The organism is Amycolatopsis sp. NPDC051903 (assembly GCF_044452505.1).
Lineage (GTDB): Bacteria > Actinomycetota > Actinomycetes > Mycobacteriales > Pseudonocardiaceae > Amycolatopsis.
In genome coordinates, this window is the sequence record NZ_JBITBT010000010.1 from 140,430 (window position 1) to 157,392 (window position 16,963).

Below are 16,963 nucleotides of genomic sequence, written 5' to 3' on the forward strand. Positions count from 1 at the left end.
TGCATGCAGCATACGCCGCGAGTTCACGTCAGGATGCCCGCTCCGGCGAACCCGCCGTCGACGGCGAACACGCTGCCGGTGACGTACGCGGCTTCCGGAGAACACAGGTACGCGACGGCGCTCGCCACGTCGTCCGCCCGGCCGTAGCGCCGCATCGGCACGACCCGCTCCCACGCGCGGCGCACGTCCGCGCTGTGCTGCGTGGCCGCCAGCGGCGTCTCGATCGGACCCGGCGCCACGACGTTCACGCGGATCCCGTGCTCCGCCAGCTCGACGGCCATCACCTGGCTCAACGTCGCCACACCGCCCTTCGCCGCGCCGTACGCGGCACGACCGGCGTTGCCCCGCACCCCCGAAGCGCTGCCGATGTTCACGATCACTCCCCCGCCGCGCGCGGCCATCACCCGGGCGCACGCCCGGCCGACCAGGAACGTGCCGCGGAGGTTGGTGCGCACGACCGAGTCGAACAGCTCGGCGGACGTTTCGAGGAACGGTGCCACCCGGCCGATCCCCGCGGCGTGCACGAGGCAGTCGAGCCCGCCGTGCTCGCGCACGACGGAATCGACGAGCGCGTCCACTTCGGACTCTTCGGTGACGTCGACGCGCTCGTGGTCGATACCGGGTCGCGGCGGTACGAGGTCGGCGGCCACGACCGTCAGCCCGTCGGCGGTGAGCCGTTCGGCCACCGCGGCGCCGATCCCGGACGCACCACCCGTGACGATCGCGACGGTCATCTCACGTTCTCCTCACGCGACGGTGCCACCACCGTCGACGACGTACTCCGCGCCGTTGACGTGGCGCGCCTCCGGCGAGACGAGGTGGGCGACGGCTGCCGCGACATCCTCGACCCGGCCGTACGGCACCGGCGCGGCGCGGTGTACCTCGGTGCCGCTCAGCGCCTGCGCTTCTTCGTCGATGGCGCGGATCATGCGGGTTTCGATCGGCCCCGGCAGCACCGCGTTGACCCGGACGCCCGTGCCCGCGACCTCCAGCGCCGCCACCTTCGTAAGCCCGACGACGGCGTGTTTGCTCGCGACGTACCCCGCGAGGTTCGCGCGGCCGCGGACACCGGAAGTCGACGCGGTGGTGACGATCGCACCGGAACCCCGCTCCTTCATCAGGGGCAAGGCCGCGCGCAGGCCGAGGAAGACACTGTGGACGTTCGTGCGCATGACGTGTTCGAACACGTCCTCGGGGTAGTCGCCGATTGGCCGCACGGCACCTTCGACGCCGACGTTGTTGACCAGCGCGCCGAGCCCGTGCCGATCGGCGACCTCCCGGACGAGGGTCTCGACCTGTGCACGATCGGTCAGGTCCGCTCGGCGGGCTTCACCCCCGATCTCGCCGGCGAGGCCAGCGGCGCTCTCGCGATCCACGACCACGACGTGCCAGCCGTCGCGGGCGAGGCGCCGGCAGATCGCGGCTCCGATCTCGCCGGCGCCGCCCGTGACGATGGCCGCCGTCATGGGATGCGGCGCTCGATCAGCCGCCGGTCTTCGACGGCGAACCCGCCGCCGTAGACGGGGGTCTTCATCGACTGCGCGCTGAGGACCTCCGGTTCCAGCTCCGTCAGCGGGTCGAACCGCGACGGCAGCAACTGCAGGTCCACGCGCCCGCGGATCGGCTCGGAGTTCCGGATCGGCGTGCGGCGGTAGACGACGTCGGCGTAGGAAACCCCGACGCCGGACGGATCAGGCAGGCGCCGGACGTGCAGTTCGCCGCCGGGCTGCTCGTCGTCGTCGGTGAGCCGGACGAGCGGCGCGGCCGGGTCGGGCGTGAACGCGAACGCGGCCAGCGGGATCGAGCGGCGCGTGACGGACCCGGTGACGCTGCCGTCGCCGGCCTCGAAGAACTCGAAGTCGCAGTCCTTCTTGGTGTACCCGAACAGCTCCCGCCCGGCGGCGAGGCCCATCGGGTCGCTGCAGTACATGTAGAGGTGGGTCTGGGTGTAGAGGTCGCGGTAGCGCACCGGAACGGTCACCATGAGGTCGAACATCCGCCCCCGGTACAGCGACAGCGTGTGCCCGGGCGAGAGCATGAACCGGAACGCCACGCGGTCGTTGACCACCTCGAACCCGGTGTCCGCGAGCAGCTTCGCGACCTTCCCGCGGTCGACGCGCGTGACCACCTCGACGGTGTGGATCCCCGTCTCCCACTCCAGCGGATACGCCGGCGAGTAGGGCGGGTTCACGCCGCCACCGGGATGCATGTCGAACCGACCGAACATCGATGTGCCTCCTCGTCGAAACAGCTCGAGCCATCCTGCATGCAGCATGCATTGAGTGTCAAGGCGGGCGCTTGGTGATTGCCGCTGCTCAAGTCGGGCGGAGTCAGTGTTCGGGGGATCCCGGCCCCTGCATGCAGGTCGCCGAGTCCTGGGAGCTCGACAGGCTCGCCGCGGTGGTGGTGACCGCGGCGATGGTGCGCTTGAGGATCGCCGGGGTGAGGCGGAAGGAGGGCATCGACACGTTGACCGCGGCGATCGGGGTGCCCTGGAAGCCCAGGACCGGCGCGGCGACGGAGGTGAGGCCGACCTCGTACTCCTCGGCGCAGACGACGTGGCCGGTGGGGCGCTCGTGGCGCAGCCGTTTCACGACGGCCGCCGCGGTGCGCGGGGCGCCGCGCCGGCCCGGCAGCGGGCCGGTGGGGAGGATGGCGGCGACCTCGTCGGCGTCGAGGCCGAGCAGGAGGGCGCGGCCGCTCGAGGTGCAGTTCAGCGGGGTGGTCCGGCCGACCCACTCGTGGGCCTGGATGCCGTGGCCCGACGCCTCGCTGAGGACGGTGAGCGCCGACGAGCCCTCGCGGACGGTGAGGTAGGCGGCTTCGCCCAGCTCGCGCGTGAGGGCGCGGAGGGCTTTCGCGGCGGTGCGGCGCAGGTGGGTGCCGGTGCCCGCGGCGGCGAGGGCGAAGATGCGCCAGCCCAGGCTGTACTCGAGGGTCTGCGGGTCGCGCTCGGCGAAGCCCTCTTCGGCGAGCGCTTTGAGCGTGCGGGAGACCTGCGTCTTCTCCGTGCCGAGCACCTCCGCGACCGCCTGCACGCCGAGCGGGCCCGAGCCGAGCGCGGTCAGCACGTGCAGGGCGCGGTGGACGCTCGTGAGACTGTTGTTGGCCATGGCCCCATGGTCGAGGTGGCGTGCGCGGAGCGCAACTGCCATTGCCGTACCCCCACGCGCGTGCCTAGCGTGCAGCTCATGTGCGGAATAGTGGCGTGGTACTCGCCGTCCGATCGGGATCTCCTCCGTACGGGCAGGGAAATGCTCGGCCGGATCGTCCACCGTGGACCGGACGACACGGGTGAGGCGCTCGTGGGGCCGCGGACGTGGCTGGGGCACAACCGGTTGTCGATCGTCGGGCTCGAGGACGGCGCCCAGCCGCTGGCCGGGCCGCGCGGCTGGGCGATGGTGTGCAACGGCGAGATCTACAACGACGCCCGGCTGCGCGAAACCCTGGCCGGCTACCGCTTCGGCACGGGCTCGGACAACGAGTCCGCACTGGCGCTGCTCACGGTGCACGGCCCCGGCGCCCTCGACCGGCTCCAGGGCATGTGGGCGCTCTGCGCGGCCACGCCGGACGGCCGGTTCGTCGCCGGCCGTGACCGGCTCGGCATCAAACCCCTGTACTGGGCCAAAACCGGCGGCGCGGTCCTGTTCGCCTCGGAGCTGCGCGCCTTCCCGGTCGAGGTCCAGTCCGACGTCGAGACGTTCCCGCCCGGCTGCTGGTGGACATCGGAGGACGGCCTCGTCCGGTTCGCCGAAGCCGTGACGGAGACGGCGATCGACCCCGAGGAGACCGAACGCCGCACGCGCGAGGTGCTCGTCGACTCCGTCCAGCGGCACCTGATGGCCGACGTCGAGGTGGGCGTTTTCCTGTCGGGCGGGCTCGATTCGAGCATCGTCGCCGCTGTCGCCGCGCAGGAGTACGCGCGGCGCGGCTTGCGGTTGAAGACGTTCTCCGTCGGCACCACGGACTCCCCCGACCTCGCCGCCGCCCGCGAGGTCGCCCAGTTCCTCGGCACCGACCACCACGAGGCCGTCTTCGACGCGGCGCGGGCGATCGCGGCGCTGGACGACGTGATCGCGTCGGTCGAATCGTTCGACGCTTCGCTGATCCGCAGCGCCGTCCCGAACTGGTTCCTGGCCGAGCTGGCGTCGCGGCACGTGAAGGCCGTGCTGACCGGCGAAGGCGCCGACGAGCTCTTCGCCGGCTACGGCTACTACCACGAACACCACCCCGCGCCGGGCGCGCTGCGGCGCGAGCTCGTGCGGACGGTGAGCCTGCTGCACGGCCTCAACCTGCAGCGCTGCGACCGCGTGACGATGGCCCACGGCCTCGAGGCCCGCGTGCCGTTCCTCGACACCGCCGTGGTCACGCACGCCATGTCCCTGCCCGACGAGGTCAAGGTCCTCGGCCCCGACGGCATGGAGAAGGCCCACCTGCGCCGCGCCTTCACCGGCCGGCTCCCCGACTCCGTCCTCTGGCGCCGCAAAGCGGAATTCGGCACCGGCAGCGGCGCGCAGGACCTGCTGACGCCGTACTGGGAAAGCCGCGTGACCGACGCCGACCTCGCCGCGAACCGGACGGCGCAGGTGCGGTCCAAAGAGGAGCTCGCCTACTACCGGGCGTTCCGGCGGGCGCTGCCGGAGATCCGGCCCCACGCCGTCCTGACGCGGTTCGCCGTGGCCTGACCGCCGCCGGGTGCGTCCCGCGGCCGGCCACCGCCGCGGGCTCGGGGCCGTTCCCTCGGGTCGTGGCGGTGCCAGCCGGCACTGTCGTCTCCGCAGTGGCCGACGCCCTGCGCGACACCGTGGCGGAGAAGGCCGGCGACGGACGGTGAGTTCTCCGGGTTCCGCAGGGGAATGCCGGCGGGATCCGTTGTGGACGATGGGGTGGACGGGCACGCGGCCACGGCCGAACGGGCACGCCCGCGATCGCACCTTCAGCCGTTGCCGGTGGGTCTTCGCTGGTCAGCCGCCGAATCGTCCGGTCTCGGCCGGTGGCGGGCAAAAAATGCGCCGAAGCCCGTGAACCGCCGGGGAACCGGCAGCCGTGTCCCCGGTCGAAGTCACCCGGACGGACCGGGTGCCACCGACCACGGGGAGTTCCCATGTTCCGCAAGCAGGCGATGTTCCTGGCCGCTTTCGTCGCGGCGGGTGCCGCGGTGCTGTCTGCCTGCGGGCACGACACCACCCCGACCGACCCGGGCGCCGGGGCCGAGAACCTGCGCGGCGCGGCCGCCGCTTCCTCCTCCGGGGCGCTGACCGCGACGAGCGCGATCCTGTTCGACGACGCGGCTTTCTCCGACAACGGTGCCTCGCAGGGTGTTTCCGGCAAGGGCTGCCAGCCGGTGGCGCGGCCGCGCGTCACGTCGTCGCTGACCGCGACCGGCACGCTCAAGCTGTGGAGCGGCGCGAACTGCACCGGCACGTCGGTCACCGTCACCGGCAACGTGAGCAACCTGGCCAAGCTCGGCTTCGACGACAAGATCGTGTCGGTCAAGCTGGCCGGCGACGACAACGGCGGGAACAACGGGGGCGACAACGGGGGCGACGTGAAACTCACCACCACCTTCGCGCTCCTCGACAGCGGCAAGAACTTCTCCGAGCCCGACGGCTCGCAGGTCGCCAGCGACCCGGGCTGCAACACCGTGCGCAACCCGGACCTGGTGCGCTCGATCGACGCCGACGGCACCTACAAGATCTGGACCGGCCCGAAGTGCGACGGCCGCTCGATGGTCGTGACGGGTGACGTCGCCGACCTCGAGAAGATCGGCTTCGACCGGCAGGTCGGCTCGCTGCGCCTCGCCGGCTGACTCACCGGAACGGCTCAACCGAGGGGAAACAAGGGCAGGGGCGCCGGGTACTTCCGGCGCCCCGCGCCGCGAAGATCAGCCACCACCGGAAAAACCTGGAAGAGTTGGTTCTTCCAGGTTTTTCTACGTATGGAGCCGTTTTGCCACTGACGCTCGACCACCCCGTGCACGACCTCGACCCGGCGATCCCGACCTACGACGAGGGGGCGGCGTTGCGCAAGCACGGCCCGATCGTCCCGGTGCAGCTGGCCGAAGGCGTCCGGGCGTGGGCCACCACCACGCACGACGCCACGCGCACGGTGCTCGAGAGCCACCCGCACCTGTCGAAGGACCCCGTGCACTGGGGCGCCTACCGGCGCGGCGAAATCCCGCCCGGGTTCCCGTTGCTGCCCTTCATCGTCGGCGAAACCATGCTCACCAAGGACGGCGCCGACCACCGGCGGCTGCGACGGCTGGTCGCGCGGGCGTTCACGCCCAAGCAGATCGCCACGCTCGCACCGCGCGTCGAGCGCCTCGCCGATGACTTGCTCGACGGCCTCGGGACCGGTTCGGTGGTCGATCTGAAGGAGCAGTACGCGTTCCCGCTGCCGATGCGGATCATCTCGGAGTTCTTCGGCGTCACCGATCCCGAGCGGCAGCAGGCCCTGCGCGGGCACTACGCGACCCTGCTCAGCGCCGACGCGACGGGCGAACAGCGCCAGGCCGCCGCGCTCGGCCTCGGCGACGAACTGACGCGCCTCATCGAAGACAAGCGCGCGCACCCCGGCGACGACCTCACCAGCACACTGGCCGCCATCGACGACGGCGATCGCCTCAGCGAGCAGGAACTGCGCGACACCCTGCAGCTCATCCTCGTCGCCGGCCACGAGACGACCGTCAACGCGATCACCGCGACGATCCACGCGCTGCTCACCCACCCCGACCAGCTCGCCCTGGTGCGCGCCGGCACGCACGACTGGTCGGCCGCGTTCGAAGCCGCGCTGGCGTGGAACGGCCCCTTCCGCAACGTGTACATGCGTTACGCCACCGCCGACACCGAGATCGCGGGCACACGCGTGAGCGAGGGCGAGCCGATCTTCGTGCTCCTCGCGTTCTCCGACCGCGCAGCCACCGAACGCTACGACGTGACGCGCCCGCCCAAGGGCCACCTCGCGTTCGGCGCCGGCCCGCACTTCTGCATCGGCGCTCCCCTGGCGCGCCTCGAAGGCGCGGTGGCGGTGGGCAAGCTGTTCACGCGGTTCCCGGACCTGCGCCTGGCCGTCCCCGAAACCGAACTCACGCCGCTGATCTCCCCGGCGATCAACGGCTTGGCGGCGCTCCCCGTCCGGCTCGGCTGAGAGCCGGCGCTCCTCGGCAGTAACCGATCGGGTTGTGGACGACTGTCCTGAACTGCCTGAGTGCAGCCGATTTTGTCGCTTGTGGGCGAGAGAATGGACGTGAGAGGCCCCTCTGGAGGTTCCGGCAAGTCTTGTGGCTCTGGTGGTAGAGCGAGCAGGGCTCTTGTTGATCTTGTGAGTGTATGAGTCTCGCGTGAGAGCCGGGCCCGCTACATCGCCCGCGCCTGATCCCCGCTGTAGCCGATCGTCTGACCCCGACGATGGCTGCGGCCGAACACTGGATACATCTACGCACCACCAATCCGATCGAGCCGACCTTCGCCACGGTGCGGCACCGCACGAAGGTGACCAGGGGCCGGGTTCACGGGCGGCCGGATTGGCGATGGTGTTCAACTCATCGAGCCTGCCCAGATCCGCTGGTGGGCGGTCAACGGACCCCATCTCGTCGTGATTGTCCACGCCGGAGCCCGCTTCGAGCGCGGCATCCTTGTCGAGCGAGGCGACCAACAGGTCGCCTGATCATGAAGGGCTCGCCCAGATATGGATCACCCGGCCCGGCAGAACTGCAACCCCAGTCTTACAGCCGGCGAAGAGCGCACGTTACGGCGCCGCAACGACCTGCTACTCCAACCGCCTCTGAACCACATGCGACTTCGCCGGAGCACTGCCTCGGGACCAAGGGGCTTACCGCATCCGCCGGCGTTCGTTCGACACCGTGGTTCGGCGTCGCGAAGTGGTCTGCACCGGGTGCCGGGCCGGGGGCGCACGGGTTCGGCCAGACGGAGCACGATCACCCCGTGCGGCAACCACACTGTGGGAGCGCGCGGCGGGTGAATGCGCGCGTTCGTCCAGCGTTCACATCGCGCTCATCCGCGGGAAGGCACGCGTTCGGTCCGGGTCGGAAGTGTCGGGTGGCCCTGTCCCCCTGACCCTGGACGGATTACGTGACCGATTCACGCGGTCGCCGGTGGCGTCGAAGCCTCCGTCGTCCCCTCGTCGCCGTTGCCGGACCCGCGCTGGTGCTCGGTGCGCTCGCCGTGCCGAGCGCGAGCGCCGCGCCCGCCGACGACGTCCGGATCAACGAGGTGGTGACGACCGGCGACGTCAACGACTCGATCGAGCTCTTCAACAAGGGCACCGCGACCGTGGACGTCTCGGGCTGGATCCTCAAGGACGACCAGAACAGCTCGAAGTACGAGATCGCGGCCGGCACGACGCTGGCGCCCGGCGGGTTCCGCGCGTTCGACGTGCACAGCGCGTTCGGCCTCGGTTCCGACGACCAGGCGCGGCTCTACCTCGCCGACGGCACGACGCTCGTCGACAGCTTCTCGTGGAGCCGGCACTCGGACCCGTCGTGGTCGCGCTGCCCGGACGGCACGGGTTCGTTCGGCCAGGCCGCGCTGACGCTGGGCGCCGCGAACGCGTGCGGCGGCTCGGGCCAGGCCACGTCGCCGGTCGCGTGGCCGGGCAGCGGCACGGTGTCGACGGCCGACGCGTCGAACGTCTTCGGCGAGGACCTCAGCGGTCTGTACCAGGAGGGCAGCGTCCTGTGGGCGGCGCAGAACTCCGGCGAGCTGTGGCGGCTCGTGTCGAACGGCTCGGGCGGCTGGAAGCCCGACCCGGCGTCGGGCTGGTCGTCCGGCAAGAAGCTGCACTTCCCCACCGGGTCGGGCACGCCGGACGACGAAGCCGTGACGGTGACCGGTTCGGGCTCGTCGGCGGGCGTCTACGTGGCGACCGAACGCGACGGTGACAAGTCCGGCACGAGCCGGCTTTCCGTACTGCGCTACGACGTCAGCGGCACCGCCACGTCGCTCACCGCGGCGAAGGAGTGGAACCTGACGGCGGACCTGCCTTCGGTGGACTCCAACTCGGGCTTCGAAGGCCTGACCTGGGTGCCCGACTCGGCCCTGACCGCGGCGGGCTTCAAGGACGCGGCCACGGGCGCCGCCTACTCGCCCGGCAGCTACGGCTCGCACGCGGGCGGCGTCTTCTTCGCCGGCGTCGAGGCGACCGGCATGGTCTACGGCTACGTGCTGCAGGATTCCGGCGCGTTCACCCGCGTGGCCGCGTTCAGCACCGGCATGGCCGGCGTGATGGAACTGCAGTGGGAACCGCAGGCCTCCCGCCTGTGGACCGTCTGCGACGACACGTGCTCGGGGCAGCACCGGACGTTCCAGCTGTCGTCGGGGTCGTTCACCCTCGCCGCGGTGTACAACCGGCCGAGCGGGATGGCGAACTACAACAACGAGGGCTTCTCCGTCGCACCCGCGGCCGAGTGCTCGGGCGGGGCGAAGCCCGTGTACTGGTCGGACGACAGCAACGACGGCGGACACGCGTTGCGCAAGGGCAGCATCAGCTGCTGACGTGCCGGCCTGTGGTCCCGGCCTGGGGGTCCGGGGCCACAGGCCTTCCCCCGGGCGTCACCGTTTCCGGGCGGCGAGGCGTTCGACCGTGCCGAGTTTGCCGCGTTCCGTGCCCGTGATTTCGAAGCCCGCGGCCTGGACGTGCGGGAGCGGGCGGCGGGTCTGGTAGTCGCCGAGGGTGCGGACGGTGAAGTGCTCCAGGAGGCGCTGGCCCCACCGGATCGGGCGGTGGTGGCTGCCGATGTGGTCCAGCAGGAGGAGCCGGCCGTCCGGGCGCAGGACGCGGTGCATCTCCGCGATGGCCGCGCGCTCGTCGGGGAAACCGCACAGGCCGAGGGTGCAGACCACGGTGTCGAAGGCCCCGTCGGCGAACGGGAGGGATTGGGCGTCGCCCTGCTGGAGCGCCACGGTGCGGCCGAGGTCCCCGGCGCGTTCGCGGGCCCGGCGCAACATGGCGGGGCTGAGGTCCAGGCCGGTGAGCCGCACGCCGGCCGGGTACAGGGCGAGGTTGAGGCCCGTGCCGATGGCCACTTCGAGGACGTCACCGGTCGCCTGGGCGCAGACCCATTCGCGGCCGCCGCCGAACTGCAGGCGTTCGAGGACGCCCATGCTGCGGTCGTACTGCGGGGCGTACTTGTCCCACTGGCCGCGGAGCCACTCGAGGTCGGCCACGGTCCGCACCTCCCCTTCCCCGGATCGCCGACACGCAGGTCCAGTTCAGCACACCCGCGGCGGCCGGGGGGGGAACCCGCCGGAACGCCGCGCCGGTCATCGCGGGGAGCGCCGGTCCGGGGACCCGCCCTCGGCCTCCGGGTACCGCCACGGCAGCAGGGGTGGGTCGCCGGGCGCCGGCGTTTCCGGACGGCGCTCGGCTTCGATCTCGATCTGGATGTTCGTCTTGTACGCGATCGGGTCCCAGATGTCCTCGAACGGCGCCATGAGCGACTGACCAGTGCCGCGCCGCCCGGCGCGCACGGCGTACCAAGCGAACCCGGCCAGGAAGAGGGGCAGGATCAGGAACGCGGCAGCCGGTGCCAAGAACTCCATGCCCCCGACGGTACAGTAACATCGTGTTTCCAGAAACGCCGTGTTTCCGAGTGAGCGGGCGATGACCAGACTGACGCGCGCCGAACAGCAGCAACGCACCCACGAGCACCTCTTGGCGGCAGGGCGCGAGGTGTTCCTGCGGCGCGGCTTCCTGGCGGCGACCGTCGAGGAGATCGCGGCCGAGGCCGGGTACACGCGCGGCGCTGTGTACAAGCACTTCGGCGGCAAGGAAGGTCTGTGGCTCGCGCTCATCGAAGCCGACGCGGACACCTTCTTCGAGGGCCTGCGGGAGACCCTGGCCCGCACCACCACCCGCGACGACCTGATCGCGGCCCTGTCCCCCGCCGGCTCGCAGGACGAGGACGCGGCGAAGTGGAGCGCCGCGGTGGCGGAAGTGCTCGCGGCAACCGCACAGCAGCCCGAGACCACCGCTCGGGTCGCCGCCGTCCAGCAGCAGTTCGACGACCGGGTGGCCGGCCTGCTCGCCGAGCACTCCCGGCGGCTCGGCCTCGAACCCGCCCTGCCCCTGGCCCAGGTGGTGATCATGCTGGGCGCACTGGGCATCGGCCTCGCCCTGCGCCGCGCGATCGCGCCGGCCGGCGACGCCGCCGCGATCACCGCCCACGTGCTGGGCAGTGTTTTCCCTGTTTTCCGCCGCACAGACACGGAAGCCCCGTCCGAAAGGACCGGTTGATCCCTGTCCGCCTTACGCGGCCGAAACGAGCGAGCAGCGCCGGACCACCGACCGTTTGGGATACTCCTCATCTGCCCGGTGAAGGGAGACGGCTGGTGGCTCAGGGACAGCGGCGGTGGCTGCAGCCGGAGGGCGCGGCCGGGCACGGGAGTGACCAGGCGTTCTTCGCGCGGCGCCCGGATCTCGTCCGGGTGGCCGAGCGGGCGGTGCACGCCCTCCGCGGTCGGTCGGTCCAGTTCTTCGACACCGCGGACGGCACGACGCGCCGGGTGACCGTGGACGTGACCGACGGTGCCGAGCGGCTCGCGCGGCTGGACGTCGTGGACGAACCGGCGCCGTTCGGGTTGACGGTGCGGGAGCTGCAGGTCGCGACGTGCGTGGCGGGCGGGCTGGCCAACCAGGAAATCGCCGGGGCGCTCGACTGCGCGCGCCGGACCGTGGCGACGCACCTGGAGCACATCTTCACCAAGACCGGGGTGAGCTCGCGCGCCACCGTCGCGACGCTGCTGGCCGAGCACGACGCGTACGCGGCGCCGCTGCCGGCGAAGAACCTCGTGCTCCCGGCGACGCTCCTGGCGCTGTTCGAAGAAAAGCCCAGGAAAACGCCACGGCGGGTGAAGCCGCGGCCGGCGCTGATCGGGGCCGTGTACACGGCCGCGGCGGGCGCTGAGGCGGTCGCGATGCGGCGGGGCGACAAGCTGGCCGTGACGGAGCTCAACGCGCGCGGCGGCGTCGCCGGGCGCGAGGTGGAGCACGTGGCCCTCGCGGCGACGCCGGAGGGCCTGCTGGACGCCGTGGCGGAGCTGACGGCGCGCGGGGTCGACGCCGTCGTCTTCGGGAACTTCCCCTTGCCGTACGCGCGGCCCGCTATCGCCGCCGCCGCAGCGGCGGGGGTGCCGGTGCTGCACAGCATGACCGGGCCCGCGCTGAGCGACGACGTGCACGCCGACCCGCGCGGCCTGGGCTCGGTGTTCCAGGTCTGCTCCACCGAGTCCGCGTACGTGCCCGGCCTCCTGCGGACGTTGCCGCAACGAGGGCGGCTGGCGATCCTGCCGCGGGAAAGCACGTTCGACGCGTCGGTGCCTGAGCAGATCGCGCGCCACGCCGCGGCTTCGGGCTGGGAGCTCGTCTACGCGGACCCGGTGCCCGACCACACGCGCGACTTCACCGACGTGGTGCGGCAGCTCGACCGCGTGAAGGCCGACGCCGTGTCGCTCTCGACGTTCCCCGAGGCGACGCTGGGCGCGTTCCTCACCGCCGCCGAACCGCTGCGCGACCGCACCCTCGTGCACGTCGCGTGGTCGCCGGCCGCCCCCGGGTTCACGGAGCGGTTCCGGTCGCTGAGCGACGGGCTGGTCTGGTCGACGGTGATCGGCAACGTCGACACGCCCGCGTGCCACGCGTTCGAGCAGCGCTACCGCGCGGCCTACGGCGGCGAACCCGGCCTCGGCGCGGCCGCGGTGCACTTCGACATGGTCAACGTGCTGGCCCACGTGTGGAGCCAGGTCAGCAGGCCGTGGGACTTCGCGGCGGTGCGCAAGCAGCTGCGTTCAGTCGCGTCGTTCGGGGTGACGGGCGCGCACCAGTTCCTCGGCCGCGGCCAGCGCGGCCTGTCCTACCCCGACGACACGGGCGACCCGACGCGCGGGCACCCGCACCTCGTCTACCGCATCGAGGGCGGCACCCACCGCCGGCTGGCGCCGTCACTGCTCACGTGAGCCACGACGGCGCGCCGACGGACCCGATGCCGTCCCCGCCGTCGACGGGCACCGTGCGCCCGTTGACCCAGGACGCGTCCTCGCTCAGCAGCCACGCGACCGCGGCGGCCACCTCGTCCGGGCGCCCCAGCCGCCCGCTGACGCCGGCCGCTTCGACGCCCTCGACGTAGGACCGGGGCACGGGGTTGAGCGCCGAGCCGACGTCGATGAACCCCGGCGCGACGGCGTTGCAGCGGATGCCGTCGCGCCCGTGCTCCAAGGCGAACGCACGGACCAGCGCGTCGAGCGCGGCCTTCGACGCCGCGTAGACGGCGGTGCCCGTCCGCGCCCGCACCGCCGCGCCGCTGCTGAGGAACACCATGGTCCCGGGCCGGCCCGCGGCGAGGCAGCCGCGCACGAACTGCGCGCCGGCGGCGAACGCCGAGCGGGTGTTCACCGCCAGCACGCGGTCGAACAGGTCCTCGTCGCCGTCGGCCACCGGCGCCGCCGGGTACAGGCCGGCCGCGTGCACGAGCGCGTCGAACCCGCCGCGCTCTTCCTGCAGGCGCGCGACGTGCGCCGCGACCACGTTGCGCTCGGCCAGGTCCAGCTCCGGCAGGTCGACGCCGGTGACGGACCAGCCGTCGGAGCTCAGGCGCGAACCGGCCGCGCGCCCCAGCCCGCCGCGGGAACCCAGCAGCAGCGCGGACTTCGCCACGGTCACCGTCCTTCCAGGACGGTGCGGAAGCGCCGCGCGACGTCGACGCAGCGCTCGAACTCCACCCCCAGGGCCCGGCAGCCCGTGACGAACTTCTCCAGCGCCGCCATCCGCGCGCCGCGCCCGACGACCTGCGGGTGCAGCGTCACGGTCGCGACCCCATCCGGCACGGTCTCGCTCAGGTAGCGCACGTCGCGCAGGAACCGCTCGAACATCGACTCCGGGTCCTGCAGCCCGGGCATCACGCCTTGGGGCAGGCGCAGGTACTCCAGGTGCGGGTAGTCGTCGAGCGTCCACGACACCGGCAGCTCGACGATCGGCGACGGCTTGCCGAACCGGTACGGACCGTCCTGGTCGCACTCGTCGCCCGAGCGCGCGAAGTACGGCTCGAAGTCCGTGCCCATCAGCGAAGAGTCGTACTCGACGCCGAGCTCACCGAGGATCGCGACGGTGTTGTCGGTGAAGTCCCAGCTGGGTGTGCGGTGCCCGGCCGGCGGCGTGCCCGTGAACTTCTCGATCAGCGCGGCCGAACGCCGGTTCACGGCCAGCTCCGCGTCCCGGTCCAGAGTGGACACCGGCTCGTGCGCGTAGCCGTGCAAGGCGATTTCGTGCCCCGCTTCGGCGATCGCCGCGCACTGCGCCGGATACGTCTCCAGCGTGTGCCCGGGGATGAAGAACGTCGAGGGCACGTCGTGGCGGCGCAGCAGGTCGAGGATCCGGCTGATCGCGTACGCGCCGAACTCGCCGCGCGACACCGGCCCGGGGGTCACCTGCCCGCGGGCGATCCACAGCGAAATGGCGTCGAAGTCGAACGTGAGGCAGACGGTGGGGCGGGTCATGCGACGGCGGCCTCCTCGGGCACGAATTCCGTACGGGGCGCGGGTTTCCCGTCGAAGAGCCGGTCGAGCTCCCAGCGGGTGTAGGGGTGGCGGCTGGGCGGGCCGGGCGCGATCCACAGCACGCGGTCGGTGAGATCCATGACCAGCGAGTACACGGTGGAGAAGTGCTCGGACTCCGGCACGTCCGGGTCGGGGTGGCGGCAGATGCCGTCCGGGAACGACCACTCGTCGCGCAGCGTCGCGACGACGTCGGCCACCCGCACCCGCCGCTCCTCCAGTGCGGGTTCGAGCAGGTGGCGCGCCCGCACGGGCCGCAGCAGCGTCAGCGCGCTCGTGGCCGCCTTCTTGTCCTGCAGGGGAAGCGACGCCTGGAAGTGGTTCGAGTGCGTGATCAGCCCTTGCTCGGGCAGCAGCACCCCGAAGACACCCGGCGCGAGCTCGAAGTCGATCGACTCGCCGCCCGCGTCGGCGAGCAGCACGTTGCCCGACGAGATGCGCTCGACGGGCAGCAACCGCTTGTGCGCCACCGACATCGTCTTCGCCTGCAACGCCCCGCGCAGCAGGTAGTGGTACGGCACGCCGCGGCCGCCGTGGTCGCGGTCGGAGATCAGCAGGTTCGCGCACACGCCCAGCCCCGCCGAGTTCAGGCCGCTCTTCGCGAGCATGCCCGCCTCGGTCAGCGACAGCACCGAGAACCCGGCTTCGTCGCGCGTGGCCAGCAGGAACGTCACCTCGGCCTGTTCGGGGTGCCAGTCCCAGTTCTGCGCGAGCAGCGTGTGGCCGTCCGCGGTGTAGCGCGGCAGCACCGACACCGACGTGCAGCCTTCGTCGCGGTACCCGGTGCCGTAGAGCATCTCGGTGCGCGCGTTGAGGGCGGCGAGGCGGTGCGCCGGGTGGCCCGAACCGTCGGCCATCCCGTGCAGCATCGCCGCGATCTCGGGCACGTAGGACTCGGCGACGTCGAGGTAGACGCGGCCCCAGCGGTCGATGTCGGCGTCCGAGAGCCCGGCGTCGTCGTGGAAGCGGCCGGTGTAGGTGGTGAGGCTGCGGTCGATCAGGTCGGCGGTCTGCTCGCCCACCTGCTCCCCCATCTGCCGGTAGCTGCCCTGCACGACGATCAGGCGCGGTTCGGTCATGTCACCCCTCATTTCAGTTCGGTGCGGTAGGTCTCGGGCATCAGGCAGACCGTCACGAAGGTGATGATCGCCGCGGCGGTCGGCAGCGCGGCGACGACGAGCGCGTTGCCGGTGGCGTCGATGAGCGCGGTGGCGATGAACCCGGCGGTGCCGCCGAAGGCCATGACGGAGAAGTTGTAGCCGATGCCCAGCGCGGAGTAGCGGACGTTGGTCGGGAACAGCTCGGCCAGCGCCGCGGGTCCCGGCCCGGAGAACGCGGCGAGCACGAGCGCGATCAGGATCTGGCCGAGGTAGGCACCGGCCGTGCTGCCGGTCCCGAACAGCCACATCACCGGGAACGTCAGCACGATGAACCCGCCGGACCCGATGAGCAGCAGCGGTTTGCGCCCGATCCGGTCCGACAGCACCCCGAAGAAGTAGATCCCGACGGTCAGCACGGCCAGCGCCACGAGGTTCGAGGCCTGCGTTGTGCCGGCGTCGAGCTTCACCTGCGTCTTGAGGTGCGTCGGCAGGTAGGTGAGGAAGAAGAAGTACGCGACGGTCCAGCTGACGGTGAAGAAGAACCCCAGCGCCATGGCCCGCTTCTGCGTGCGCAACGCCAGGCGCAGCGGGTTCTCGCTGACCTCACCCGCCGCCTTCTCCGCCCGGTAGGCCGGGGTGTCCTCGAGCCCGAACCGCAGCACGAGCGCCACCACGGCGGTGAGGGCGCCGATGAGGAACGGCACGCGCCAGCCGAAGTCGCGCATGCTCTGCGTGGACCAGAACAGCGAGTTCAGCGCGACGACCCCGGCGGCGACGAGGAACCCGGCGGCGGTGCTGACCTGGTTGAGGCTGCCGTAGCGACCGCGCTTCTCCTTTTCGGCGTACTCGACGAGCATCGTCGCCGACCCCGCCCACTCCCCCGCGACGGCGAAGCCCTGGAACAGGCGCAGCACCACGAGCAGGATGGGCGCGGCGACGCCGATCGTCGAGTACCCGGGCAGCAAGCCGACGAGCACGGTCGCGGCGCCCATCAGGACCACGCTCAGGATCAGCGCGGGCCGCCGGCCCACCTTGTCGCCGATGTGGCCGAACACCACCGTGCCCAGCGGACGGGCGAGGAAGCCGACCGCGAACACCGCGAACGTCGACAGCAGCCCCGAGAACGAGTCGCCGGCGAAGAACGTGGCGGACAGGTAGACGGCCGAATAGGCGTAGACGAGGTTGTCGTACTGCTCCAGGAGGTTGCCGATGCTGCTCGAAACGAGTGCGCGCAGCTGCAGTCTCGGGGCACCGGCGTCGGTCGCGGACCGGGCGCTCTGGGTGGTCATGGTTCCTCCG

The 16,963-nt window shown here is 71.7% G+C and carries 16 protein-coding genes and 1 pseudogene; 7 read left to right on the forward strand and 10 right to left on the reverse strand.

The annotated features are described in order from the left end of the window. Positions 1–23: 23 nt before the first annotated feature. The 4 genes from ACIA77_RS22920 to ACIA77_RS22935 all read right to left on the reverse strand — a co-directional run bounded on the left by ACIA77_RS22920 (position 24) and on the right by ACIA77_RS22935 (position 3,113). A complete protein-coding gene (locus ACIA77_RS22920) occupies positions 24–734 on the reverse strand; it encodes an SDR family NAD(P)-dependent oxidoreductase (RefSeq protein WP_395887966.1) in 711 nt (236 codons plus the stop codon). 12 nt (positions 735–746) lie between these two features. Beyond that, positions 747–1,466 carry an SDR family NAD(P)-dependent oxidoreductase gene (locus tag ACIA77_RS22925; RefSeq protein ID WP_395887967.1) on the reverse strand — a complete coding sequence of 240 codons (720 nt, stop codon included), beginning with the start codon at positions 1,464–1,466 and terminating at the stop codon, positions 747–749. Then, positions 1,463–2,227, reverse strand: coding sequence for an acetoacetate decarboxylase family protein (locus ACIA77_RS22930; protein WP_395887968.1), 765 nt, complete (start codon positions 2,225–2,227; stop codon positions 1,463–1,465). Before ACIA77_RS22930 ends, ACIA77_RS22925 begins: the two co-directional genes overlap by 4 nt. A gap of 103 nt (positions 2,228–2,330) precedes the next feature. Beyond that, positions 2,331–3,113: an IclR family transcriptional regulator gene (locus tag ACIA77_RS22935; RefSeq protein WP_395887969.1), complete on the reverse strand. Its 783-nt coding sequence runs from the start codon at positions 3,111–3,113 to the stop codon at positions 2,331–2,333. A gap of 60 nt (positions 3,114–3,173) precedes the next feature. Between ACIA77_RS22935 and asnB the strand changes: the two genes are divergently transcribed. The 5 genes and pseudogenes from asnB to ACIA77_RS22960 all read left to right on the forward strand — a co-directional run bounded on the left by asnB (position 3,174) and on the right by ACIA77_RS22960 (position 9,512). After that, a complete protein-coding gene (asnB, locus tag ACIA77_RS22940) occupies positions 3,174–4,685 on the forward strand; it encodes an asparagine synthase (glutamine-hydrolyzing) (RefSeq protein ID WP_395887970.1) in 1,512 nt (503 codons plus the stop codon). A gap of 419 nt (positions 4,686–5,104) precedes the next feature. Continuing rightward, the gene (locus ACIA77_RS22945) at positions 5,105–5,809 is read left to right on the forward strand and encodes a hypothetical protein (protein WP_395887971.1); all 705 of its coding nucleotides are present in this window, start codon (positions 5,105–5,107) and stop codon (positions 5,807–5,809) included. 140 nt (positions 5,810–5,949) lie between these two features. Continuing rightward, the gene (locus ACIA77_RS22950; protein WP_395887972.1) at positions 5,950–7,146 is read left to right on the forward strand and encodes a cytochrome P450; all 1,197 of its coding nucleotides are present in this window, start codon (positions 5,950–5,952) and stop codon (positions 7,144–7,146) included. Between the two features lie 269 nt (positions 7,147–7,415). Further along, a pseudogene (locus ACIA77_RS22955) lies at positions 7,416–7,665 on the forward strand (IS256 family transposase); the annotation flags it as partial. Positions 7,666–8,090: 425 nt separating this feature from the next. Further along, positions 8,091–9,512, forward strand: coding sequence for a lamin tail domain-containing protein (locus tag ACIA77_RS22960; RefSeq protein ID WP_395887973.1), 1,422 nt, complete (start codon positions 8,091–8,093; stop codon positions 9,510–9,512). A 57-nt stretch (positions 9,513–9,569) separates the two neighbouring features. Here ACIA77_RS22960 and ACIA77_RS22965 read toward each other — a convergent pair whose 3' ends face one another. Next, the gene (locus ACIA77_RS22965; protein WP_395887974.1) at positions 9,570–10,184 is read right to left on the reverse strand and encodes a class I SAM-dependent methyltransferase; all 615 of its coding nucleotides are present in this window, start codon (positions 10,182–10,184) and stop codon (positions 9,570–9,572) included. A gap of 96 nt (positions 10,185–10,280) precedes the next feature. Next, entirely contained in the window at positions 10,281–10,559 is a 279-nt protein-coding gene (locus tag ACIA77_RS22970; RefSeq protein ID WP_395887975.1) for a hypothetical protein, read from the reverse strand. A 61-nt stretch (positions 10,560–10,620) separates the two neighbouring features. Here ACIA77_RS22970 and ACIA77_RS22975 point away from each other — a divergent pair, with 61 nt between their 5' ends. Then, positions 10,621–11,253: a TetR/AcrR family transcriptional regulator gene (locus ACIA77_RS22975; RefSeq protein ID WP_395887976.1), complete on the forward strand. Its 633-nt coding sequence runs from the start codon at positions 10,621–10,623 to the stop codon at positions 11,251–11,253. 95 nt (positions 11,254–11,348) lie between these two features. Continuing rightward, positions 11,349–12,971 carry an ABC transporter substrate-binding protein gene (locus ACIA77_RS22980; RefSeq protein ID WP_395887977.1) on the forward strand — a complete coding sequence of 541 codons (1,623 nt, stop codon included), beginning with the start codon at positions 11,349–11,351 and terminating at the stop codon, positions 12,969–12,971. Here the strand turns inward: ACIA77_RS22980 and ACIA77_RS22985 are convergent. Genes ACIA77_RS22985 through ACIA77_RS23000 form a run of 4 tightly spaced genes read right to left on the reverse strand, consistent with a single transcriptional unit; the run spans position 12,964 to position 16,953 of the window. Next, positions 12,964–13,668, reverse strand: a complete 705-nt coding sequence (locus tag ACIA77_RS22985; protein WP_395887978.1) for an SDR family NAD(P)-dependent oxidoreductase — start codon at positions 13,666–13,668, stop codon at positions 12,964–12,966. The two genes, ACIA77_RS22980 and ACIA77_RS22985, sit on opposite strands and share 8 nt — an antisense overlap. A 2-nt stretch (positions 13,669–13,670) precedes the next feature. Then, entirely contained in the window at positions 13,671–14,507 is an 837-nt protein-coding gene (locus ACIA77_RS22990) for a polysaccharide deacetylase (RefSeq protein WP_395887979.1), read from the reverse strand. Next, complete coding sequence (locus tag ACIA77_RS22995; RefSeq protein ID WP_395887980.1) at positions 14,504–15,643, reverse strand: C45 family autoproteolytic acyltransferase/hydolase; 1,140 nt, start codon at positions 15,641–15,643, stop codon at positions 14,504–14,506. The genes ACIA77_RS22990 and ACIA77_RS22995 overlap by 4 nt, the downstream gene beginning before the upstream one ends. A gap of 8 nt (positions 15,644–15,651) precedes the next feature. Next, positions 15,652–16,953 (reverse strand): MFS transporter, encoded by a 1,302-nt coding sequence (locus ACIA77_RS23000; RefSeq protein ID WP_395887981.1) that lies wholly within the window; start codon positions 16,951–16,953, stop codon positions 15,652–15,654. Between the last annotated feature and the right edge of the window lie 10 nt (positions 16,954–16,963).